The sequence below is a fragment of the Pseudoalteromonas sp. OOF1S-7 genome, from assembly GCF_022347765.1.
Lineage (GTDB): Bacteria > Pseudomonadota > Gammaproteobacteria > Enterobacterales > Alteromonadaceae > Pseudoalteromonas.
This window is the reverse complement of sequence record NZ_JAKRFZ010000004.1, coordinates 385,108-408,822: the sequence shown is the minus strand read 5'-3', so window position 1 is coordinate 408,822 and position 23,715 is coordinate 385,108. Positions and strand designations below refer to the sequence as shown.

General features: G+C 46.6%; 16 protein-coding genes. 12 read left to right on the top strand and 4 right to left on the bottom strand.

Annotated elements, in window-relative coordinates:
* Window positions 1–482: 482 nt before the first annotated feature.
* Window positions 483–740: a hypothetical protein gene (locus MHN33_RS09065; RefSeq protein WP_239397656.1), complete on the bottom strand. Its 258-nt coding sequence runs from the start codon at window positions 738–740 to the stop codon at window positions 483–485.
* Window positions 741–1,016: 276 nt separating this feature from the next.
* Between MHN33_RS09065 and MHN33_RS09060 the strand changes: the two genes are divergently transcribed.
* Window positions 1,017–2,429 (top strand): glycosyl hydrolase family 18 protein, encoded by a 1,413-nt coding sequence (locus MHN33_RS09060; RefSeq protein WP_239397655.1) that lies wholly within the window; start codon window positions 1,017–1,019, stop codon window positions 2,427–2,429.
* A 27-nt stretch (window positions 2,430–2,456) separates the two neighbouring features.
* On the opposite strand, the gene MHN33_RS09055 is transcribed toward MHN33_RS09060, so the two are convergent.
* Window positions 2,457–3,191: a metal-dependent hydrolase gene (locus MHN33_RS09055; protein ID WP_239397654.1), complete on the bottom strand. Its 735-nt coding sequence runs from the start codon at window positions 3,189–3,191 to the stop codon at window positions 2,457–2,459.
* A 121-nt stretch (window positions 3,192–3,312) separates the two neighbouring features.
* A complete protein-coding gene (locus tag MHN33_RS09050; RefSeq protein ID WP_239397653.1) occupies window positions 3,313–3,720 on the bottom strand; it encodes an MAPEG family protein in 408 nt (135 codons plus the stop codon).
* A 97-nt stretch (window positions 3,721–3,817) separates the two neighbouring features.
* Here MHN33_RS09050 and MHN33_RS09045 point away from each other — a divergent pair, with 97 nt between their 5' ends.
* The 5 genes from MHN33_RS09045 to ccoG all read left to right on the top strand — a co-directional run bounded on the left by MHN33_RS09045 (window position 3,818) and on the right by ccoG (window position 11,254).
* Window positions 3,818–4,771: a helix-turn-helix domain-containing protein gene (locus tag MHN33_RS09045; protein WP_239397652.1), complete on the top strand. Its 954-nt coding sequence runs from the start codon at window positions 3,818–3,820 to the stop codon at window positions 4,769–4,771.
* A 73-nt stretch (window positions 4,772–4,844) separates the two neighbouring features.
* The gene (locus tag MHN33_RS09040) at window positions 4,845–6,875 is read left to right on the top strand and encodes a DUF1800 family protein (RefSeq protein ID WP_239397651.1); all 2,031 of its coding nucleotides are present in this window, start codon (window positions 4,845–4,847) and stop codon (window positions 6,873–6,875) included.
* Window positions 6,876–6,887: 12 nt separating this feature from the next.
* Window positions 6,888–8,231 carry a DUF1501 domain-containing protein gene (locus MHN33_RS09035; RefSeq protein WP_239397664.1) on the top strand — a complete coding sequence of 448 codons (1,344 nt, stop codon included), beginning with the start codon at window positions 6,888–6,890 and terminating at the stop codon, window positions 8,229–8,231.
* A gap of 63 nt (window positions 8,232–8,294) precedes the next feature.
* On the top strand, window positions 8,295–9,731 hold the full coding sequence (locus MHN33_RS09030) for a sigma 54-interacting transcriptional regulator (RefSeq protein ID WP_239397650.1): 1,437 nt from the start codon (window positions 8,295–8,297) through the stop codon (window positions 9,729–9,731).
* 137 nt (window positions 9,732–9,868) lie between these two features.
* Window positions 9,869–11,254, top strand: coding sequence for a cytochrome c oxidase accessory protein CcoG (gene ccoG / locus MHN33_RS09025; RefSeq protein ID WP_239397649.1), 1,386 nt, complete (start codon window positions 9,869–9,871; stop codon window positions 11,252–11,254).
* 7 nt (window positions 11,255–11,261) lie between these two features.
* Here ccoG and MHN33_RS09020 read toward each other — a convergent pair whose 3' ends face one another.
* A complete protein-coding gene (locus MHN33_RS09020; protein WP_239397648.1) occupies window positions 11,262–12,146 on the bottom strand; it encodes a transporter substrate-binding domain-containing protein in 885 nt (294 codons plus the stop codon).
* 300 nt (window positions 12,147–12,446) lie between these two features.
* On the opposite strand from MHN33_RS09020, the gene MHN33_RS09015 reads away from it, so the two are divergent.
* The 6 genes from MHN33_RS09015 (at window position 12,447) to MHN33_RS08990 (ending at window position 23,536) form a co-directional block, all read left to right on the top strand.
* The gene (locus MHN33_RS09015; RefSeq protein WP_239397647.1) at window positions 12,447–13,061 is read left to right on the top strand and encodes a hypothetical protein; all 615 of its coding nucleotides are present in this window, start codon (window positions 12,447–12,449) and stop codon (window positions 13,059–13,061) included.
* A gap of 165 nt (window positions 13,062–13,226) precedes the next feature.
* A complete protein-coding gene (locus MHN33_RS09010; protein ID WP_239397646.1) occupies window positions 13,227–14,189 on the top strand; it encodes an acetoacetate decarboxylase family protein in 963 nt (320 codons plus the stop codon).
* A 9-nt stretch (window positions 14,190–14,198) separates the two neighbouring features.
* Window positions 14,199–16,436: an NAD(P)-binding protein gene (locus tag MHN33_RS09005; protein ID WP_239397645.1), complete on the top strand. Its 2,238-nt coding sequence runs from the start codon at window positions 14,199–14,201 to the stop codon at window positions 16,434–16,436.
* A gap of 153 nt (window positions 16,437–16,589) precedes the next feature.
* Entirely contained in the window at window positions 16,590–18,821 is a 2,232-nt protein-coding gene (locus MHN33_RS09000; RefSeq protein WP_239397644.1) for a TonB-dependent receptor, read from the top strand.
* A gap of 39 nt (window positions 18,822–18,860) precedes the next feature.
* Complete coding sequence (locus MHN33_RS08995; protein WP_239397643.1) at window positions 18,861–21,542, top strand: ATP-binding protein; 2,682 nt, start codon at window positions 18,861–18,863, stop codon at window positions 21,540–21,542.
* 287 nt (window positions 21,543–21,829) lie between these two features.
* Entirely contained in the window at window positions 21,830–23,536 is a 1,707-nt protein-coding gene (locus tag MHN33_RS08990) for a hypothetical protein (RefSeq protein WP_239397642.1), read from the top strand.
* Window positions 23,537–23,715 lie beyond the last annotated feature (179 nt).

Genomic DNA, 23,715 nt, shown 5'->3' with positions numbered 1-23,715 from the left:
GGTTGGATGGTGGAATAGGTCTGCGTTCTCTAAAATGGTTCATTTCACCTTGCGCAAAGGCCGAGCTAAAGCTCGACTTTGCACGACAAAAGCCCGATTCGAGAGAGTCGGGCTTTTTTGCGTTTGGACACATATCAATTTATTAGCTGCTAACGTGAATGCCATAAAGATGCTCAATCTTACGACAGCCATCTTGCTCTGGATGTGAAACCTGTTACAGAGTCATGACGAGGTAGATCCAAAAAGTACACGTTGTAAGACCAATTTTACTTAATATCTGGTCAATTTGAAGGAGCAAATATGACGCTAACTATTTTAAAAATTTCTTATTTAGAACAACTAAATAGCAAAATTTTTTTCTGATTATCGACGATATTTTCTCGCCTCAAAATAGAACACTTAATTAAGCAAATTGGTACAACTTAGCAACCTTTTTCAAACTTCCAAATGTGTTTCAGTCGATATCCGATTAATTTTTGCTTTTAATAAACGTAGATTTCAAAAGTCCTTGAGCCTATTTTATTGTTTTGTTCATAAGTCCAGCCAGCAGTTTGTAGCTTCTCTTGAACAACCTCCATTACATGTCTGGCCACTCCGTAGGGCACTTCGCTATCAAATGTAGGGCGGCCATGAAAATAGCCGTGTTCCTGTAAAACGTCATTTATACCATTCAGCGTTTCTCCAACCTCTTTTTTAATCGTTACTTCGTGTTGTGCCAAAAACTCATTTTTCTTAGTCATGTTTTATTTCCTTTGCTCTTATCTAAGTAAGAATAATGTAAATCCGGATCTTAACGCTGCTCTTCGGGTATAACCACACTGGGTGCAGAGTCAATTCCAGGCTCATTTTATCTTAAAGTTACAGCACGACTTTGCCACTCAGTATAAGACTAAGGTCGTAGAATACACTGTCTGTATGAATTTTACTCGCTCTGTTACGCTGAACGGGCAGGTCATCAACTATTGAGAACGTCGGCTCGGCCTGCATTTGCCGACAAATACAACATGGAAAAGGTAATGAAATATAGAAACTTATTAATGGCGTTGCCATTGCTTGGTGCAATGGAAGTCGCGCTTGCGGTGGACTGTAGTAGCTTAGAACAATGGCAAGCTCAGAATGTGTATATCAAAGGGGACTCAGTGACTTATCAGTCTGTGAGTTATACTGCAAAATGGTGGACTCAGAATCAAAACCCAGCGAATAACTCAACTACTTATGCTGTGTGGAACAAAGATGGCACCTGTGATGCGACAGATCCGACGCCTCAAGTCACCGTGACCTCACCGAGCAACAATGCAAGCATTATTATTGGGACACCTATTGATCTGACAGCATCTGTTTCACATCCGCAAAATGTTGCCATTGAGCGGGCTGAGTTCTATATTGATGGAACGCTGGTAGCGACAGACAATACGGCACCGTACTCCGTGTCCTGGCAAGCGCAAGGATTAGGTAGTCGTCAGTTACAAGTATTTGCAGTCGATGCCGCAGGTGGCAGAGGAGAATCCAGCGCTGTGAACTTTACTGTCATTGCGGACGACTTGCCACCGGGCGACCCCAGCTTCAAAATAGTTGGCTACTTTCCAAGCTGGCAGGGCGCCGTCAACGACATTCAGTTTGATAAACTAACGCATATCAATTACTCCTTCTTGTTACCGAATGCGGATGGCACACTTCAGCCGCTCGAAAATTTGAGTAAAATGACAGCGCTGGTAAATTCTGCTCATGCAAACAAGGTAAAAGTTGGTATCGCTATTGGTGGCTGGAATGGTGGGGATGACAGCGCATTTGAGACCTTTGCGGCGTCAGCACAAGGTCGCGCGACGTTTGTACGTGAAGTGATGAATTTTGTAGAGCGGCATAACCTCGATGGTGTAGATATGGACTGGGAATACCCGGATCCTGGCACCTCGGCTAATAACTACGCGTTGTTAATGAAAGAACTGAGCTTAGAGTTGCGAGCTCGTGGTAAATTTCTGACCGCTGCGGTTGTGGCGTTGGGCTACACTGGAGGTGGCGTACTGGAGTCGGTTTTTCAGGATATAGATTTTCTGAACCTGATGGCCTACGATGCAAATAATGGTAATCATGCATCTATGCAATATGCCAAAGATTCCATTGCGTATTGGCAAAGTCGTGGATTGAGTAAGGAAAAAACAGTGTTAGGAGTGCCTTTTTATGCGCGCCCGACCTGGAAGGCATATCGAACATTGGTACAGGAAAATCCGGCCAATGCCTGTCGGGATACGGATGGCAGCAGCTACTACAATGGTATCCCAACCATCCGTGCCAAAACGGAGTATGCAACGCTCAATGCAGGTGGGATCATGAACTGGGAGCTGTCTCACGACAGCAACGGCCCGGCTTCATTACTCACCGCAAAGTGGGAAGTCGTCAAGGGCATTGCGCCTAGTTATAGTTGCCAGTAAAACGTTAATAACCACGGAGTTCAGCTGTTATTGGACCGCTGAACTCATTGGTGAAAACTGTTTTAGAGTGTTCATATCTGGTAACAAAGGCAAATTAGCTAGTCTGTTTTGCCAGTGCTGGATAACTTCCGGTATGTTTTCATAATGCGGAAGCAGGAAATAGCCGCTCAGCAGCACCACACCTAACTGAAAAGTAGATGCTAATGGTGCACTGATTGCAACTGGTTTAAGCGCGCTACCAAAGGAGGCTTTCAGTTCATTGTTATTGATGTCTACTGCGTAACATTCATCCAGAATCAGGTGGGTCAGCATGCCTAAGGTGACCATTACACCGCAAAGCAGTGCAAAAGACAGCGCCTTATCTAGATACAAGGAAATGTTCACTGCGATCAAGGTAAACATTATTACAGACAGTAACGAGTGACTTGCGCCGCGGTGAATGGTGTAGCTTTCAAATACGGGCTTCAGGCCGTACATGATGAGCAGATATACGCCCAGCCCAGATAACCAGATGGTAGTCAGAGAGTGAAACTCGATGGCCAGTGGCAGACCAATGGCCGCGCACAGTGCAAATATAGAAAACAAACTACTTAACGAGCGTGATTTGTCGGCATCGAGATCCGGCAGCAGCCCGGCCAGCGCACCTAATATAAATAACAGCAGTATATCGCTCATGTCAGCAAGGTTGGTTGCCAATATAACGGATGATGCGGCGGCACTAACTACCACTGCTGCTTTGAAGTGAGTTGCAAAATTAGCCACTAAGTACATTCCCGAATGAATGGAGACAATGTCAGCCACATAAGCGAATTTGTGGCTGTTTAATCGACTCAGATCATAATGGCATTGTTGTTGTTTTACTAGCTATAAAACAGAGGCTTATTTATAGCGATTGCCACAGATGTGTGAACCAGGCGACAAATAAGGTGATACTGCCAAGGGCAAAGGCGAGTGTGCGCATTCTCAGGTTGTGGCCAAGTATATGCTCATAGCAGTGCCAGTAACGTGCGGCAACAAATACAGTGCTGAACATATACCAGAGTTGGCTCTGAACTCCCTGAATATGCAGCAGAAGCAACAGACACATAAACAACAGTGGTAATTGGAACTGGTTGTCATAGCTGTTGGTCAATAGCCGGATCCGTTCAGGGAAACTTTCTTTACTCACAAAACGAATGTCGGCCAGAGAAATCTTGCGCTGATAAACGGCACGAATGCGCAGCCCGGCAGTTGTTAGCCACAAAAAGGTATAGAGCAATACTAAAAAGAAAATAGGGATATGGATCCACATAGGGTTGTTCCTTCTACAATTAAAACTGACTTTACTTTATCTGAGGCAAGCGTTAACTTGCTGTGTCAATATTGACTAATTTCAGGTTGAAACTGACATGAAGGTTATACTTTTGTGCCCTCCGAAAGTATTCGCCAGTGCATTAACTGGTGTAATCGACATCTTTAACGTGGCTAACCAGGTAATGGGCAGGCAATTTTTTAGCTGGAAAATTGCGGCATTGAGCAAAGAACTTCAAGTTGTCAGTAGTCAGGGGTTAACCATTCAGTGTGATAGCATGTTAGGTGAACTTAAAGGTTACGACGTGCTAGTCTGGGTCGGTGCTCAGTACAGTAGTGATGCTACTTTGTGGCAGCAGTGTAAAGAGGTAAACCAAGCGCTGAGTGAGGTTAGCGATACGCTCAAAACGTGTCGTTATCATTTGGCAGGCTGCTGCGGAGTGGCCTATCTTGGCGCTACAGGGCTGCTCGATCAACATAAGATCACCGCGAGTTGGTGGCTTGCGCCGTTTTTTGCCAAGTATTTCCCGCATATTGACTTTAAAGCAGATGAGACTGTTTTGCGCAGTAATGAAGTGTACACCGCAGGGGCTGCGCACAGCTATCTGCACCTAATCCTCACGTTTGTCTGTGATAGGGTCGGAAAAGAAGTAGCGGAGCAAGTTGCGTCCTGGCTGGCCATTCCACAGAAATCATCAAGTCAAAACCAATTTATCCGGCTGAGTGTATTGCAGGATCACAGCGATGAGCAGATAAGAGCAGTACAGTCTCTGATAGACAATAATCTTGCAGAAGCACTGAGCCTGAAGCGTCTGGCAGAGTTTGCATATATGTCTGAGCGTACCTTAATCCGGCGCTTTAAGCTGCATGTGGGCATGACACCCATGGACTATGTTCGGCTGGTTCGGCTGGAGAAATCAAGACACTTGCTGGCCAGCTCTAACTTGTCACAGGCGCAGATCGCTTATCAGGTTGGTTATCAGGACCCTCAGGCGCTGGCAAGGCAATTCAAAAAGCACTTCCAGATGAGTATGAAAGCGTTTCGAGATTAATAGTAATTTAGTATATGTTTTATAAGGCATGTCTGTTATAAAAGTATTAAATACTGTTGCGGGTAATGCAATTATGAATACTCACCTGACTCTCGTGGCTTTTTGTCTGACCACGCTGGTTGCCTGTGGTGGCTCGTCTGAAAGCAGTCCAGCCCCGAATAACACCTCATCAAATACATCAAAGGATACGCAGACATCTCAGCAATCTGGCGGTAGTACGACAGAGCCTTCACCGGAACAGGGGGACGATACCGATCCGCAAGCGGGTGATGAGACACCCGAGCTGCAAAATACCCCGCCCGAAGTGGTCGTCGATATCGCTCAGCCTGAGGTGATAAAAGGGGCACCGTTGACCTTGTCTGCAAACGTGGCAGATCCCGAAGACACTGCTTTTAATTACTTCTGGCGACAGCTAAGTGGGCCCAAAGTGGAATTGGGCGATGTCACCGGACCAACTCTGACTGTGACTTTGCCTGAGACTTATCAGGCCGCAGCGGATAGCTATCAGTTTTCTGTCACAGTGACGGATCCTCAGGGTGCAGAAACAACCACAAACATTGATATACTAGCCAGCAATGCGATGTCAGCCACCCAGGCTGCAACGCTTTTACATCAGGGTACCATGGGGCCAACACTTGTAGAAGTGAATGCAGCGACGGGTATCAGTGAAACGCAATGGCTGGACGCGCAAATGGCACTCCCTGCGACCTATCACTCTGTGTTACTAGAGAATTACCCAGACAGAGATACGCCTTATCAGATAAACCGGATTGACGCCTGGTGGAAAGCTACTCTGAATGCAGAAGACCAACTGAGGCAACGGGTGGCCTTTGCCTTAAGTGAAATATTTGTCGTCTCGGATGCAAACAATGCACTTAAAGGCGAGCCGGAGGGCATGCTGGCATATTATGATCTCTTGCTTGAACATGCATTTGGCAATTATCGTGTACTATTGGAGGCTGTGACTTTATCGCCTGTGATGGGCACTTACCTCAGCCATCTTGGTAATGAGAAAGCGGATCCTGAGCGTAACATACGGCCCGACGAGAATTATGCACGAGAGGTTATGCAGTTGTTTACCATTGGACTGGACATGCTTAATCAGGACGGCAGTATCATGCGAGATGACAATGGTCAGCCAATCGCGACTTATTCCCAGCAGGAGATAACCGGATTTGCACGTGTCTTTACCGGCTGGACGTTTGCCTATTCGGCGCGCTGGGATCGTCCGAGCCGCAATTTCAGTCTGCCTATGCAGGCCTTTCCCGACTATCACTCCGAATTTGAAAAGACCTTGCTCAATGGGACAGTGGTCCCGGCCGGGGTCGGGCCAGAAGACTCCATGCAGCTCGCTTTGGACAACCTGTTTAATCACACCAATGTGGGTCCGTTTATTAGTAAACAACTGATTCAGCGTTTAATTACCTCTAATCCGACTCCACAATACGTTGAGCGGGTAGCAGCGGTTTTCAATGACAATGGCAGTGGCGTACGCGGAGATTTGAGTGCCGTGGTCCGTGCTATCTACCTTGATGATGAGGCGCGCCACTACGGCTCTGTGCTGACCTATCAGGGTAAAGTCAAAGAGCCACTGTTAAAAGGGGTTCAGTTGTGGCGTACATTGAACGCACACAGCGAGGAAGGTAACTACTTTACCTGGAATCTGGATGACAGATATGGCCAAGGGCCTATGCTATCGCCTTCGGTATTCAATTTCTTCAGACCAGATCATCAGCCGTCAGAGCTCAGCGCGCAGGGGTTGTTTGCCCCAGAGCTCCAGATAGCCAATGATGCTGCAATGATCGGTACTTTAAACCAGCAATACAGCGATCTTATCTGGCGTATGGCAGAACGTCACGATAGCTTAAACCCATCAACAATCTACTTATACGGCCACAGTGACATCAGTTTGCTCGAAACCAGTGGTCTCAATGCGTTACTCGACAGATATAACTTATTGTACTTTGCAGGCAATATGTCACAGGCAAGCCGGGATGCGTTTGTCGCACTGGACGAGTATTTTGCTAATAAGAGCGCGGCAGACAGAGTCGGACAACTGCTATTTATGGTGTCATTATCACCCGATTTTAACGTGCAGTATTAGGAGCCAAGCATGATGAACAAAAGCAGAAGAGACTTCTTATCATTATGCCTGAAGGGCGGCATGTCAGCGGCAGCATTAACCAGTTTACAGCTTCAGGCCCTGTCAGGCAGTGTTGAACAGCGCAGTTTTGCCGACTACAAAGCGCTGGTATGTGTGTATCTGTATGGTGGAAATGATTCCATGAATATGCTGGTACCACTGACTGGCGAGCAACGTCGCTGGTACGAAGCAAGCCGCCAAAACCTCGCTGTGCAAGATGCGATTGCGCTCTCCACTGTCAGCGAATTTGACGGTGGGGTTGGTCTGCATCCGGCTATGGCGCCCTTACAATCCTATTTTGATCAGCATAGCCTGGCGTTTGTTGGTGGAGTGGGTACTTTGATAGCGCCAACCTCTTTGGCAGAGTTCCAGGCCAAAAGCGTACCTTTACCCCAGCATTTGTTTTCCCACAATGATCAGCAGGCAACCTGGATGCATGGCCAGGAAAAGCAAACGCTGAATACCGGTTGGGGAGCAAGACTGTTAGAACGCCTGGAGCAGGGCAGCGTATTTGGCAGTAACATTACTATAGATGGGGCAAACCCCTGGCAAACCGGCACTAGCACCAGTGCATTTGCCTTGAGCAAAAACGGGGTCAGTAAAATTAATGCTCTGAGTGGCTATGAACCTAGAGTTGAGCATGTGCGGCGCGTTATGCAAACTTTGTTTAGCCAGGCTTCTCACCCGTTGACATCGGCTTATGCCAGCAGATTAAACGGGTCTATTGAACATACCTTGTACATGAATGCCTTGCTTGAACAAGCACCAACATTAACCACTGAGTTTGGCGAATCAAGCCTCTCGGCACAGTTAGCAGCGGTGGCTAAAACCATCAGTATTCAGTCACAGCTTGGTGTGAAGCGACAAATCTTCTTTGTGTCTATGGGTGGCTTTGATACTCATGACGATCAGGAGTCAGCTCATCCGGCGTTACTGGGCGCGTTGGCAAACAGCCTGGGAGATTTTCAAGGCGCACTGGCAGAGCTGGGACTGTCCGATCAGGTAAGCACATTTACTATGTCTGACTTTGGTCGCACTCTGACCTCGAACGGTGATGGCACTGACCATGGCTGGGCGGGTAACCAGCTGGTACTGGGTGGTGCGGTTAAAGGGGGTGATATCCATGGTGCAATGATGGCGCAGCAACTGGAAGGTTCTGACGATGTTGGCGGTGGACGGCTGATCCCGGCTTACAGTAATGAGCAATATTTTGCGCCACTTGCTCGTTGGTTTGGTCTTGCAGACAGTGAACTGACAGACTTATTTCCGAATCTTACTAACTTCGATGCACAGGCGCTTTCTTTGTTTAAGACCTAGGATGTAGTTTGTCTTGGGCCACAGTCATGATAGATTATCTCGTGAAATATCACGAGGTAATCTATGTCTTCTGTAATTGCACAATTTTTAAATGATCCCCGATTGCTACTTAATGCAGTTGGCGAGGGGATTTATGGCTTTGATTTGTCAGGCAATGCTGTCTTCATTAACCCGGCCGCGGAAAAAATGACCGGCTGGTCTGCAGAAGATTTACTTGGCAAGAAAATCCACCAGTATCACCATCATAGTTATGCAGATGGCACACCATATCCCGCTGATCATTGTCAGATCTATCGGACTATGTTCGACGGGCAAACTCGTCATGTCACTGATGAAGTATTCTGGCGTAAAGATGGCAGCTGTTTTGCGGTGGAGTATACCTCTACGCCAGTATTCAAAGATGAACAGATCGTTGGAGCGGTCGCGATATTTCACGATATATCTAAGCAAGTAGAAGCTGAGCAGGCACTGCGGGATGCGCTTGAACAGGTCCAGACGCTCTCTGAGCAGTTGAAAGAAGAAAATAGTTACCTGCTGGCAGAAATTAACGAAGACTGGCAGGATTCCGGGCTGGTCGGTCAGAGCCATATTTTTCAGGCCATGCTGGAACAAATTAAGCTGGTCAGCCAGACCGACAGTACCGTGCTGATCCTGGGTGAGAACGGCACTGGTAAAGAGCTGGTTGCGCGCAACCTGCATCGCCTGAGTTTACGCTGCACCCAGCCGTTTGTACGAGTTAACTGTGCTGCCTTTTCGCCGAGTTTATTAGAGTCTGAATTATTCGGTCATGAGAAAGGCGCGTTTACGGGCGCCAATGAAAGACGTAAAGGGCGCTTTGAGTTGGCTCATCAGGGTACGTTATTCTTAGATGAAATAGGTGAACTGCCTTTGGAGGCGCAAAGCAAGTTACTGAGAGTGTTGCAGGAACAAGAGTTTGAACGTGTCGGAGGGAGCAAAACCATTTCGGTTGATATTCGCGTAATTGCTGCCACCAACCGCGATTTGTGGCAGATGGTTGAAAAGGGTGAGTTCAGAATGGATCTGTACTACCGCCTGAACGTTTTTCCAATCAAAGTGCCGGCGCTCCGGGAGCGCCTGGAAGATATTCCTTTATTATGTGCCAATATGTTGTCCCGACTCAATGCCCGACTGGGTAAACAATTACGGGGTATTGCTAAATCATCTTTGGCGAAACTACAGGCTTACGACTGGCCCGGGAATATCCGGGAACTGCAAAACATTCTCGAGCGTGAAGCCATTTTAGCCAGTGGCAGAACCCTGCATCTCACTCAGGCGCTGGCCGCGAATATTGGGGAGGCGACAGTGTCTCAGGACTTGTCACTTGCTCATGCCCAGAGAGAACACATTCTAGCGGTGCTTGAACTGTGTCAGTGGCGGGTTGCAGGGGCGCAGGGCGCTGCAGCACTGCTTGGTATGCCAGAAAGCACTTTGAGGTCAAAGATGAAGAAGCTCAATATACAGAGAGGGCGCGATATTTAGCGTTGAATCGTGAAATATCGCGGGTGAGTATTTTTTGCTCTTTATAAAATTCAATTAAAACAATAGGTTAAAAACTTTCAGTTTGGTCTGAAACTTGCAAATTGATAAGTGTGTTTCACTGAAAATAAGCAAGTATTATGAAGTTCGATATTAAAGAAGAAGATATGATCATTAAGCCCTACAAGATGGACGGGCCGATTTATATCCGCGAGCAAAAGGGACCTTTCCAGCATATTCGTCGCTATCTCGGGTGGTTCCTGATGCTGGTATTTATTGCCATTCCCTGGATCCCCTATAAAGGTCAGCAGGCTGTGTTGCTGGATGTGGCTTCCCAGCAGTTTCGTATTTTTGGCGTTACTTTATTACCGCATGATTTCATGATTTTGGCTTGGGTATTTATGGCCGGCGCATTTGGCTTATTTTTTGTCACCAACTGGCTGGGTCGAGTGTGGTGTGGCTACACTTGCCCGCAAACGATTTGGATGCTGATGTTCACTTGGGTTGAACATCGGATCGAAGGGACTCGAAACCAAAGGATTAAACTGGATAAAAGCAACTGGAATAGCAAAAAGGTATCCAAAAAGTTAGCCAAACACGCAGTGTGGTTACTGATCTCTGTTTTCACAGCGACCTCTTTTATGGCCTATTTTGTACCAGCTAAATCTTTATATACCGAGATGTTTACACTGCAATGGTCTGGCCTGGTGAGTTTTTGGGTGTCTTTATTTGCATTTTGCACCTACGGGAACGCAGGTTTTTTGCGCGAGAAAATGTGCAACGTAGCCTGCCCATATTCACGCTTCCAGTCTGTGATGTTTGATAAAGATACCTTGGTTGTGTCGTACGATGCCGCACGAGGAGAAAACCGTGGACCCAGAAAGCGCAAGGCCGATCACAAAGCCATGGGATTAGGCGATTGTGTTGATTGCAATTTATGTGTTGAGGTATGCCCGGCAGGTATTGATATCAGAAATGGTCTGCAATACGAATGTATTAACTGCGGACTGTGTATTGATGCCTGTGATGAGACTATGAGCAAATTTGGCTATGAGACCGGGCTTATCAAATACACCAGTGAAAATACGCTTTCAGGTAAAAAGACCAACCCGTTCAGGCTCAAGCTGGTGGGGTATGCTGCTTTATTCGCCATGATTTTGGTCACTATGGTGTTTTGGGCTATGAATCGTACACCAATAGAAGCTTCAGTGATACGTGACAGAAATGCGCTATATCGCGTGAACTACGAGGGTCTCGTTGAAAACCCTTACACCCTGAGCATTATCAACAAAACTCAGCAAACACTCCATTATCGGGTTGGGATAAGTGGGATTGAGCATGCCAGTTTATCTGCGCCAGAAACAATTCGAATTGAAGCTGGACAAATGCTACTGGTACCAGTCACTGTCACAGCAGATGGTTACGATTTACGCGGCACTGCTACGCCACTAAACTTTGTGGTGACAGCCGAGGAAGATGCCAGTATCACGATAGAAAAAGAAAGTTATTTCTATAAAAACCGTTAACTTGAGGTTAGTTTCGGTCTTTTGTGATATGTACCTCATTTCTGAGTAAATTTGTTTCGGAGATGAGGTGCTTGCTGAGTTGACGTTTTAAGTGATCTGGTAACCATTTTAGCATGATGCGCTTATAGTCTTGTGTTTTTGTCAGTTTGGCTAAAGCTGTATCTAACAGGCTGACAGCTTGTTTACCCTGAGCATTGTTGGTGCAGCCAATATAGCCTTTGGTAACAAGTGGCATACCGGCCAGAGGCATTTGTGTCAGGTTGTCTGTACCAAGGCGTTTGCTCAGGTAATAGTGCTCACTTGGGTAACCCAGCACCAGGTCTACTCGTTTTTTGAGTAGCATGTTTGTCAGACTTTGCAGCGTGTCCCACCCGGGACGGATAACAATCTGGTCGGGCGGTAATCGAGCGATAAGCTGGTCCAGTTTTTCACCATATGAGCGGCTTTGTGCAATGCCCAGTGTGAGATGATGTTTTAGCACCAAATCAACCAATGAAGCTGGTTGATGAACATCTAACCCAAGCGAATGAGCTGTTTCTTTACGCAGTGCTAGGCCGGGTGACAAGCCAACTGTGGAATAATGCTTGGTATAGGTGATGTGCTTGGCTCTTTGCGCCGTTTTGTATAAAGAAACCATGCAGTACCCCATGTCACTGTGGCTCAGCTCGTGAATTGCGCGGCTGGCGGGAAACCCTTGCAGCTGATAGGCCAGAGGGTGTAGCTGAGTATGGAGCAATGAAATTAACTGCTCATCTCTGCCTTCGCCTGCATCTCTATCTGCATAGATATAGTAGGGTGGAAAATCTATGGTGATCCATGAAATGACATGGTTTATGTTGTGAGCATAACAAAATGAAGTAAGGCACGTTAACAACAGCAAAATAAGTTTCACGTATTTCCCCGACAACACAACTAATTACTGAGTTTAGCAGAAGTGGACAAAAAGCCGAGTAAATGGGCATTCTGGCTGAATATTTACTGGAATAGACAAGGTGTAGCATTTGTTTCTGAATTTTTTTTACAAATGGTAATGGTTTGCTACATTTTAGGGAGCCCCAGCTCAGTTTGCACCGCATTAAGAACATGGACAGGCAAACTTAGTTACGCTGCAATAGGTGCATTTTTCAGTTAAGATAGGGGGTTGGCGTAACGATTAATATAATAACTATATTGGAAATAAGAGAAAACAACCATGGTTACGCTTATCGTCAGTGATATATTCGGTCATAGCGACTATCTCGAAGACTTTGCTCAAAGCTTGGATTGCGATTGCAAAGTAAGTTCGCCATACGGCACTTTCCAGGCGAAAACACACCTACCCGAAGCCCAAGTCTATCAAGCCTTTACCGATGAGATTGGGCATGATGCATATATGCGTAAGGTATTGGATGACATCCTTGCATATCAGCCAGAATTGATCATTGCTTTTAGTGCCGGAGCTGTTGCCGCCTGGCGTGCCTTATCAGCGATTGCGCTGAAAAGCTCTGTAAAATTGATCGCATTTTACCCCGGGCAGATCCGAAACTTCTTACACCTTAACCCAGGTTGTAGAGTGGATATTTTTTTTCCATATCAGGAAAGTCATTTTGACATTGTGCCCGTTATGGAAATATTGCAACAACAGCCTAACGTTGAGTGCTTTCGTACCCGCTATGAGCATGGGTTTATGAACAGTTTGTCTGCTCATTATGACAGCGATGCGTATGGGCATTATCAGACAAGGTGCCAGGGGGAAGTTGAACAACTGGCAAAAATTAAATTTAACTATCGACGTATTAAAGATGAACTAGACTTAGTGTCACATTAATCATTGCGGGCATTTAACACCCCGGTTATCGGTCAGGGAAGTACAGCCTAAGGTTGTGAAGTGGTGGTTACTGATAGCGAATGGGAGCAGAGGTAACAAGTTTGCTTGGTATCACTGTGTTTCTGTCGTCGCATATTACCACCGCTTTATAGAAAGGAGTTTTCTATGTCTGAAAAACTGACTATCCCTTATCGCCATTTCTTGGGTAACCCTATTGCTAAGCCCCCCTGCAGAATGCTTAATGCAATGATGTACGGATTTTTTTTAAAAGGGAAAATTGAGAAAATACAGGCGTTTTTTGATGCTACATTGAACTCCGTCCCAAATGAAGTCAATAGCTACAAGGCGATATCTTCGCACTGTCTTCTGACATTCACTGACATTGAAAATATCGCCTCGAAGGTTCTGCCATTTAGCAACTACGGCTATATGCAAGAGACAGATATCATTATCTGGGTGCCGGTTGCTGAAGTGTGCAAAAATACTAATCGAATGACGCACTTATACTGGTACCCGGCATTTATCACAGTAAACAACATCAATGCATTGATCAATGGACGCGAAACCTGGGGATATAACAAGTACCTGTGCCGTTATGAAATGCCTGCAGATCGTCGTCACGCCGATCATTTTTCGCTCAGTCTTGAAACCTTTCAACCTTATGATCCCAGCAAGAAAATGGCCTGGTACGAATTGCTGTCTATCGACCGAGTGGCTGATGATGATACCTGGTTTGAAGAGGCAGTAGAAATAAGCAAAGAAGTTGCTGAATTACTTCATGAAAGCGCGAGTGAAATTGATATTAGCAGCGAATTTATTAAACAGCTATTGACGGGGTTTACTAACCCTATGCTGGATCAGATTTTCTTTAAGCAACTTCCGGATGGTTTCGCTACCAACAGCGTATACAGTGCGGTTGTTCATTCTCCCTCAGAAGTAAAGAAGTTGCACAAACTGGGCTTTTTGAAAGACGAATATAAAGTCACGATTAATCAGGTTGCAGCGTATCCCCTGGAAGACATGTTTGGAATTGCTGTGGGAGAACAGTTTGCCAAATTGCCTTATTATTTGTGCATGGACTTTGATCAGGACGGGGCACATGAAATCGTCAGAGCGGATTTGGGGTAGGGTGTCACTATGAGTAAAGAAAAAATTGCAATCCTGGGCGGTGGTGTGTCTGCCATGACCGCAGCCGTTTATCTCACAGAAAAAGATAATTGGCAGCAAGAGTACGATATTACGGTGTATCAGCTTGGCTGGCGCCTGGGCGGCAAGGGCGCCAGTGGACGTAATCCGGATGTTCATGAGCGTATTGAAGAACATGGCTTGCATGTATGGTTCGGTGCTTATATTAACTCATTTCGGGCTATTGAAACGGTATACAATAATCTGGACAGACCAAGCTCAGTGCCTATTGCCACCTGGGAACAAGCACTCAAGCCTCACAGCTTCGTGGTGTTGCAGGAATTGATTGACAACGAATGGGAGACCTGGCCGGTTGACTTTCCGTTGGTGCCCGGTAACCCGGCAGACGGCACGTTGGATTTGCACTTCTGGCAGCTTATCCAAATGACCATCGCCTGGTTACATAAGTGGATAGACGGGCTTGAAGACGAAGTGGTTGCGGCACACCGGGAGATCAGGTTGCAAACCCGAAAACGACGAGACCGTGGCCTGTTACAGCACCTTGCCAGCGAAATAACCTCAGCATTTGATAGCCTGGAAGATAAGGTAACAGACTTTTTTGACAGTGCACAGGATGAGGCTAGGGAGATCTGGTCGACCCCCAGGCTGTTGATAACACAGCTCCATGAATTATTGAACCTACGTGCAGCGGATAAAAACCTGTCCAACAGTCGTGACCGGTTAGTTACCTGGTACATAGTTCGCAAGCTTAAACGCTGGCTCAGGGCTGAGGTACGAGATTTACTGGATGATCACTCAGCCATTCGGCGTCTCTATATTTGTGCCGACCTGGCCATTGCAATGTTGATTGGCTTGCTTCGTGATCATGTTCATTCAGATGGCTTTGAAGCAATCAATAAATATGATTTTAAAGCCTGGCTTAAGCGCAATGGCGCCGATGAGAAGTATGTAGTGGAGTCGGCACCCGTGAGAGGCTTTTACGATCTGGTTTTTGGTTATGTGGATGGTGACTTTGACAAGGGAAACGTTGAAGCGGGGGTTGCCTCGCTGGCGATGCTGCGCTTGATGTTGTGCTACCGTGGCGGTGTAATGTGGAAGATGCAGGCCGGTATGGGCGATATTATTTTTTCGCCAATTTATGAGTTGCTGGCGAAACGTGGTGTGAAGTTTGAGTACTTCCACCAGGTCGATGAACTCATACCTGCATCTGTCGCTGGGGAGTACGTAGTCGACGAAATAGCTATCACGCAGCAAGTAAAGCTAAAAAATGGTCTGTATGATCCACTTGTAGATGTGAATGGCTTACCGTGTTGGCCGGACCGGCCTAACTATGAGCAAATAGATGATGCGCAGGCTGCATTATTACAGCGACATAACGTGAACCTCGAATCTTTCTGGAGCAACTGGCCAACATTGTATGAAGCAGAGTTTGGCTCCCCATTGCCAAGATTGTCTCTAAAGCGAGGGCGGGACTTTGATAAGGTGATTTTTGGAATCTCTGTGGGTGGGCTTGAGCACTTATGCCCGCAGTTGTTGGCGCTGGACAACGGGCTCAGGTTACAAAGCAGCGAAGTCAAAACGGTAGCGACGCAGGCATTTCAGGTTTGGCTAAATCAGACTGATGAACAACTTGGGTTTAATTACACACCACCGAGTGAAGAGCGTCCTATTTTGAGTGGCTTTTCACAGCCTTTTGATACCTGGGCTGCAATGTCTAATTTACTGCCGCATGAAGATTGGCCCTCAAATGGACCTAAAAATATCGCTTATTTTTGTAGTGCATTTGGGTGCACAGAATATCCCCCTAGCAGCGAATATAATTTTCCGGCGGAGCAAAAAGCCAAGGTGAAGGGCAATGCTATCAGTAAGCTGGCGACAGAAATGAAGCCGTTGTGGCCAAATGCCTATAATGCTGCGGGCCAGTACAACTGGAACACGCTCTATGACGACTCCATCGCGCAGGGCGAGGAACGATTTGACAGTCAGTACTGGCGGGTTAATGTTGATCCCAGTGAGCGATATGTATTGTCCGTAGTCGATAGCAGTCAGTACCGGCTTCCTACCGATGGCTCAGTATTTAAAAACCTGTACCTGACAGGTGACTGGATCAGTACGGGTGTCAATGCCGGATGTGTTGAAGCGGCGGTGATGGCGGGTATGCAGACCTCCCGGACAATTTGCGGACTGCCTGAAAATATCAGCGGTGAAGATGGCTTTAAGCCAGATTAATTCGGAGCAGTTAACTGGTGCGGTAACCAACCTGGCTGTCCTGCCAGCTAACTATTGATATAATAGACAAAAGACCTCCAATTTTGTTGGAGGTCTTTGCATTTAGACTATACTCAAACAAGCACACGCGTGAAGCAGAAAAAGAGCACGGATATGTTTAAACTCTCAGCGATATCAATTTCATTAAGTACAGTTTTTTTCTCTCCCGTCAGTGTTTTTGCAAACAATGATAGTATTGAAGTCATCGAGGTATATGCGCAAAAACGCAAACAAACACTAGAGGAAGTGAGTATTTCGATTGCCACACTCAATGGCGACAACATTACCCGCCAGGGAATTAAAGACGTCAGTGAAGTGGGTGGCTATGTTGCAAACTTCAAAATCAGTCAAAATGCAGCCGAGGGAACCCCTCCGGCATTGAACATTCGCGGTGTGGGCTTAATTGACTACAACACTGCGAACACATCGCCCATTGCTATGTACATTGACGGCAGACCTGTTGGCTCTGCAAACAATCAGATCGCCAATTTGTTTGATGTTGAACAAATTGAAGTACTTAAAGGACCACAAGGCACTCTGTTTGGGCGCAATAGCACCGGTGGTGCCTTACTTGTCAGGACCAAGCGTCCAGATGACGGAAATTATGGTTTTATCAAAGTGGGTATTGGTACCGATGAGTGGCGTCGCGTTCAGGGTACCTACAATGCGCGGGTGAACGAACACAGCGCGGCGCGGTTCTCCTTTAACCACACCGATTATGAGTACACAAGCTACAACTTGTTTGAGCCTTCTCCCGAAGCGGGTCTGAAGCAGCAGGATGCCCGGCTTAGTTACTTAGCTGAGTGGGACGATTTCTCACTCTATGCCAAACTTGAATACGGTCACTGGGATGGAATTGTTCAGCCGGTGGGCAATATCGGTATCTTCAAAGATCCGGTCAATGGGGTTCGCTGTACCCCGAGCGAAGCGGGAGGCGCAGGATGTGTTGATGCGTTTGGTTTCAATGATGGCAGCGGTGATTATTGGGCTGTCAGCGTGAATAATAACTCACCACATTTGTCGATTTATAAAGGCTGGACAGTACAAGGAGACTGGCAACTATCTGATATTCAGCAACTAACCTACATAAATGGTTTTAACCGCCTGGACAGGCGTCACGCTTTCAACTGTGATGGTAGTCCCGCTAAGCTGTGCGAAGGGCAGCTGGGCTTGAAAAATGAAATGCTCTCCAACGAATTGAGGTACAACCATATCTTTAACAGAGACCACCTGACATTGGGCCTGTTCCATATGGAAGAGCGCATATACCAGGATAATTTCAATGATATTCTGCGGGATATGCGTGGTCTGCTAGACACAACTCTGACGAATACTTTTTTTTATGACAATGAAATTACCGTCAAGTCGGCGGCGGTGTTTGCGCAGTATGAGTGGCAGCTAAATGAGGCTCATCGCATTACAGTGGGGTTGCGCTACAGTGATGAAACGGTTGAGTACGACTCAATTTCCCGACTGAATACGGTGTTAGACATTGCCCAGTTGGATGGGGTGACCATACCTTACTACCAGGTCTCGGGTGAAGTGAAAGATGATGGTCTGTCTGGCCGCGTTGCCTGGAATTATCAGTACTCAAAATCCCTGATGTTGTATTACAGTCTGGCCAATGGCACTAAAAGTGGGGGATACAATGGGGGATTGCTGGCGACTGAGGAGCAAGCAAGAATGGCTGACTATGACTCAGAAGAGCTTTATGCCCATGAGATAGGAGCGAAGTACAATAACGCAGATAATTTGTCGTTAAACGGTGCCGTGTTCTTCTATGATTACAGCGAGCAGCAGGTGTTCATGAATCAGGCCTCGACAACACCAGGTGCTCCACCGTTACAGCTTCTTGAAAATGTCGGTAGTTCAACAATATACGGTGCCGAGCTGGCTATGCAATACAAGCTTAGTGAGTCTCTTTCGTTCAGAAGTGCGGCAGGTTATGTACCAGAAGCAAACTTTGACAGGTTTATTGATCCTGTAGGAAATGTGCTGACGGACAATCGTCTGCCCTTTACTCCAGAGTGGAACATTAATGGTGATGTTACGCATTCATTGCCACTTTGGAGCGGGGAGCTGGTTTCAACCATCGGGTTTGACTATCAATCGGAATACTACTTTGACCAAAACCAAAGTGCCTATGCGATGCAGCCTGGATATACCTTGTGGCGTGGTAGTGTGCACTTTGAACAAGGAGACTGGCGTGTTGGGATATGGGGAAAGAACCTGTTTGATAAAGAATACAGCCATTTAAAATTCGATTTGAGTGCTTTTCTTGGCATGCTGGAAGACTTTAAGGGAGAGGGGAGACGCCTTGGGGTGGATGTTTCGTATCGGTTTTAGCCGGGCACTTGCCCTGAGCTGTCAAAGTTAAGGTCTCAAATGGGTAGTTTAAGACTATTATGTGCGGTGCTGTTGTGCCTGTGTTCCTGTTTCGCAAGCGCCAGTGTGTATGTATTTGATGGCACACAGCGAGGGCAGAATTTACACGACCAGGGTTTGGTGCTGTCGGCTCAGAACAACGCGCGTTTCCCGGATAATTTTGCCCAGGTTGAACAATGGGCGCGTAGCCAACCGGAGCAGACGAAACGCGCGCTATTTTCTGGTCGATACTGGTTAGTGACCGAAATTGAAAACCACTCCAGGTATCAGGATTTGGTGCTCTATCCGTACAACACTGTATTGTCTAACGTGGAAACGAGGATTTACTCGCAGACAGGGGTTGAACGATTTTTTACCGGTGGCATGCACGCGAATGAATACCCTTTTCACTATGGCAATAAAATACACTTGTTACCCAAGCAGCGGTATTTCATTGTAACTTTGTTTGAGAGTGACTATTTCTATACACCTATCAAACTGGAGCTTGTCCCGGTTAAAGAGTTCGAGCGTCAGATAACCTTCGATAACCTTTTCATGTCGTTATGTTTTAGCGTTGGTATCGTACTGGGTTTGTACAACTTACTGATTTATATCGGCTCTAAAGACATGACACATCTGTATTATGCAATGTTTGCTGCAACCTGGGTGTTCGCATGGAGCCATTTCTTTCATGTTTCCGATCAGCTGTTTGGCTTTTATTCAGCGCACTTGCACTGGCTGGGCTTTGCACTGACACCGATAACCAATGTATTGTTTTATAATCAACTGCTTAAGCTCAAAGAAACACACCCTGCACTGTCTACAGCGTCGCTCTGGGTTGGCGCAATAGGCGCGATCGGAACTCCGTTTTGTATACTGTTCCCAGGATTTGGTTTTTTGTGGGCCACATTAGCTACGGGTTCAGCATTGTGCATGGGGCTTTATGTTGGCGTGCTACGTCTGATGGAAGGTTTTAAACCGGCTCGCTACTTTGTATTGGCCTATGTGTGTATGGCCATTCCTAACATGGTCGGAAACTTCACCAATCTCGGGTTACTTCCGCCTATCGCGGTCAATTTGTATTTAATCGGACTGATAGGCACTGCCTTGGATGCCTTGCTATTGGCATTCGCCGTAGCAGATAAATATCGTCTGACGAATGAAGAAAACATTGAACTGAATAAAAATCTCGAAGCAAAGGTACTCAAGCGGACATATGAATTGGAACAGCTTGCCTCTGAATTACGCGACGCCAGTGAAGCGAAAAGCCGCTTCCTGGCGAATATGAGTCATGAAATCCGCACCCCCATGACATCAATAATTGGCTATGCTGACGGCATTATGCTGGGGGATATTAAGCCCCATGAGCGCAATCATGCTATCTCGGTAATTTTACAGAATTCTCGCCATGTCCTTGGTTTGATCAATGACATTCTCGATATGTCTAAGATAGAGGCAAACCGGTTGGAAGTGGAGCTCATTGAAGCGAATCTGTTTCAATCTATTACTCACGTAGAGTCTTTACTGGGTAAGCAGATCAGAGACAAAGGTTTGGAGTTTGAGCTGAACTACCATTTTCCACTGCCAGATTATATTGTGATTGACCCGACCCGGTTGCGACAGATACTGCTCAACCTAACCTCAAATGCGCTTAAGTTTACTTCGGTGGGCAAAATTTCCATCGATGTCAGTTGCACGCAGGAAACCCTGTCGGTTCGCGTTCAGGATACCGGAATTGGCATGACCTCTGCTGAGCAGAAGGAGCTGTTTAATGCTTTTCATCAGGCCGACTCGTCTACGACCAGAAAATACGGTGGAACCGGCCTTGGACTAAATATCTCGAAAAGCCTGGCGCAGAAGCTCGATGGAGACATTACCGTAGAGAGTGAAGTCGGCTCTGGCACCGCTTTCACTTTGTCGGTAGGTTTATACACTACGCAACGCACTAAGTGGCTGAATACGTTTTCGGAAATTCATCAGTCAGAGGAGCCCGACACAGAGACGGAAAGTTATGAATCCGAGTCGTTAAAAGGTGAAGTACTGTTGGCTGAAGATCATGTTGATAACTGCCGTCTTATCACTCGTATTCTTGAACGAATGGGGCTCAGTGTGACGGCAGTAGAAAATGGCCAATTGGCTGTACAAGCCGTATTGGACGATGAGTTTGACTTGATCCTCATGGATATTCAGATGCCGGTGATGGATGGCGAGCAGGCATTTAATTTTATTCAGGCAACGGGTTGCACGGCACCGGTCATTGCCTTAACGGCCAATACCATGAGCCATGAAGTGGAACGCTATCTCAAGCTTGGCTTTACAGATCACCTTGCTAAACCAATCGACAGAGCTGAATTTGCCAAGAAGGTTAGTCACTACCTGAACATCACTGTTGAGGAAGACCTTGCACTGCCTGATGAAGAGTTTTCCATGCTGAAATCTCAGTATATAGCCGGGTTGCATGAGCAGCTGGTGCAGTTACAAAACCAGCTTAAATACCACGACTTTGATGGGCTGGCGCGGTCTATACATGCACTTAAAGGCACGTCGGCCATGTTTGATTGTCATGATATTTATCAGACAGTCACAAAAATAGATACGCTGTTGAAAGAAAAAGACTATGACAAAATTGAAGCGCCAATGACCGAGCTATTTGAGCTGATGCACATTGCAATCCAGCAGTCTGAGTGCAACCAGGCCATCTAATCTCAGTGTGGGTTAAATTGTAATAAGTTGTGCCATAATTGTTCTTTGGTTAATACAGTTTTTTATTCCGAAAATTTCAATAAAATGTATTTTAATCATTACACTAGTCTTTTTTCTGAAATCTAAATGAGAATACATACTTTTGCTAACTTTGTGTAAAAGCAGAAACATCAAAGTCTTAGCATGAAAATGTAAAACACATTTTCACACTTCAGTCTGGGTGTTTTTTGAGCTGATGGTCTTTTTGGCTTACCTTTAAAGCGGGTTAGACAACAAGGTATGCAACTATGAAAACATATATTCCATATATTTTACTGGCATTATTAACGGGATGCTCGTCATCGGACAATGATGAGTCTGGTATCACCAATACACAGGATCAGCAGCAACCTGCTACAAATAATGACTCTTCCAGTGGTGACTCGGACAACAACAGTGATAGCACTGACTCTGACGATGGCAGCTCAAACAATACTGGTGCCGGAGAGAATAATTCGGATGACAGCGACGGTCAGAATGAGCCGGACGATTCGCGCGGCGTATACTTCCCTCGGGAGGTCATGGCATCCTCACCCTTTAGTGACAGCAGCAATGAAGTTGCACGCGGCTTTGGATCTAGGCCTGCCGTGGAGTATGGTCCGTCTGTACCCACGTATTTGTGGTCGACTCAGCGGATTGGTCGGATCCTCAATGGTACAGTACCTTTGCTGGATGTGTTTCGAGTTCAATCATTCTATCGCAATAGCACGAATGCCAGTTGTTTTGGGCCTCAGGTAGCCTATACAGGACATCCGGATGCAACCGATCCCGCCTCGGCATCTGGCACGTTACCAGGTGGTGATTTAGGGCTGTGGCTGGAAAGTGACAGTGATGGTAATGCCTGTGCAGTGGCGCAGACCAATGCTTTATTGAGCGGACTCAGAGATCAGTCGCGCATGAGCCTGATGACCTTAGCCAGCATGGTATCAGCAGCGCTCGACTCGGGAATGAGTCTGCCCGAGGATGGCAGCAGTATTGATGTCACTGGTGAAATGAATGCCAAAGGCGTGTCTGGCGTAACATTTAGCACTGCCGCCATCACTCGTGCGGGTAGTGAATGGCAATATATCGTTTCGCTCACGTATACAGTGAGTGGTTCCGATTACGATATTTCGTTATCTATGGCGCATACTCCCGGCGCCGATCTGTTGAATTACTCTGGCCATCTGACCTATCTGGTTGAAGGCGAGCAGGGCGTAAGTGGCATTGAATTTCCCGGCGGAAATTGCGCGCAAAATGAGCGTACCCGGGCGGGCTCATTGGCCTATGAGCGCGCTGGTGGCAACATGTCTTTGCAAGCTCGGGTTGCGACGCTGTGTGGTCACGGCAACAGCGGTATGTTCAACAGCGACAATCAGGTCGACGTGAACAACAAGTACCACAGTGTCGATAATCCGGATGGCTGGAGCGAGAACTTTTCGATATTTGGTGCCAACTTTGATCTGACGACGCTGGCAGGGCAATATGCCTATGTTTGGCAGGCCGGGGTGAACGACAGTAACAGCCGGATTTTAAATATCGGATTTAACTCTCCCAGCCTGGACAACGGTGAAGCGCACTTTGGTTACGGCACAAAAATAGAGGATACAGACGGCCTGATCCAGGGCTTTATTTGCAACTGGGCAGGACCGGGCAATGACCACAGTATGCAGGCATTCTCACAGCGTCAGTTCTTCCAGTACGACGCTGCAACGGCAACCTATGACGGCAGCGGTAGCAAAGCGAATATTGAATATGCACCGACTGCTTCATGTAGCTATGACGGCACTGGCAGCTTTGTATTTGATATTGATGCCAGTGGGGTATTAGGCGATATTGCACTCGAAGATGCATCGCTTACGTTCAGTCAGGACTTGTGGACACCCACAGATCCGAGCAAAACCGTCGCAGAATCCATCATCGACAGAGGATTGTCTGTACCGGCGGTCCCGTATACCTGGCCAGTTGATGAATAAATCAAGTCAAACGAGGCCCCCGCCAGGGGCCTTTAGTTTCTCCGTTTAATCGAAAGTTTGCGACAGATCAAATTCTTTCCTGTCATCGACCAATGTCTAGTGTTGTCTTTATCTCAGTAATTCTATGTTTTACAGGGTATCGGTCGTTAACCGGGTATTAACCAGTTGGCAGAGTTTCA